The organism is Rhizobium ecuadorense, assembly GCF_001187535.1.
Classification (GTDB): domain Bacteria; phylum Pseudomonadota; class Alphaproteobacteria; order Rhizobiales; family Rhizobiaceae; genus Rhizobium; species Rhizobium ecuadorense.
Genome location: NZ_LFIO01001345.1, coordinates 1 through 414 on the forward strand (window position 1 = coordinate 1; position 414 = coordinate 414).

The following is a 414-nucleotide window of genomic DNA, read 5'->3' on the forward strand; positions in this document are numbered from 1 at the left end:
GAACGAACTCGATCACCTTGGTGGATGACATTTCGCACGGCTTCAGCAGCGAGCCTGATGCAGCCAATCGATAGAAGTTGAAGCTGATGATATCTGTTCCGCCAAGCTCCTCGCCATAGAGCCAAGTCCGCTTTCCGTCCTCCGACCGCTTGACGGTCACGCCCCATGCTCGACCACCGAAATTCCCGTGAATATAGCCGTCAGATAGTCTGGCAAGCGCGGCTTCAAATGAGGCAGAAACAGCAGACGCTTCTTTGCTGGAGGTCAGGGCGCCAGGCATTCGTCACAAATCCCACAGCCATCGTCATCCATGCTCGATGCCGGGCGCAACTTTCGACAGCAGGGACAGATTGCTGCGTCCGGAGTGCAGGTGTCTTCTGGCTGCGTCTTATCCATTTCTGACACTGCAGACGG

Annotated in this window: 1 protein-coding gene; it reads right to left on the bottom strand. The window is 56.0% G+C overall.

Translation table 11 applies throughout. The annotated features are described in order from the left end of the window. Nucleotides 1–280: hypothetical protein (locus AF337_RS28935; RefSeq protein ID WP_049734867.1), on the bottom strand; the 280-nt coding region annotated here is incomplete at its 3' end. Nucleotides 281–414 lie beyond the last annotated feature (134 nt).